The organism is Alkalihalophilus lindianensis (assembly GCF_032843265.1).
Taxonomy (GTDB): Bacteria; Bacillota; Bacilli; order Bacillales; family Bacillaceae_D; genus Alkalihalophilus; species Alkalihalophilus lindianensis.
The window spans coordinates 1-262 of the sequence record NZ_JAWJBA010000513.1; the positions used below are offsets into that span (position 1 = coordinate 1).

General features: G+C 42.7%; 1 protein-coding gene. It reads right to left on the bottom strand.

The window, feature by feature from the left end:
* Positions 1–262 (bottom strand): hypothetical protein (locus RYX56_RS23235; protein ID WP_317124242.1); only part of this gene is annotated, 262 nt, incomplete at both ends.

Sequence of the window (262 nt, forward strand, 5' to 3'; positions counted from 1 at the left end):
TAATCTTCTGTTGACGCTTTTTAGACGTTCGGCATAGTTTCGTAGTTTGTAAGTGTCCACCTTAATAACCGGATGGGCACTAGCATAGGCAAAACCGGGACTCACTTTTTCCCATGCCCACAACACGAATCCTGCCACAGCGTTTACGACTTCTGCCTTTAATTGATTGACAAATTCCTTGGCCATATTGACAGTATCAATAGCCTTTGAAATAACCGAAGTTATACCGTCAATCACCTTTTGCACCATATCAGCCGTAAAC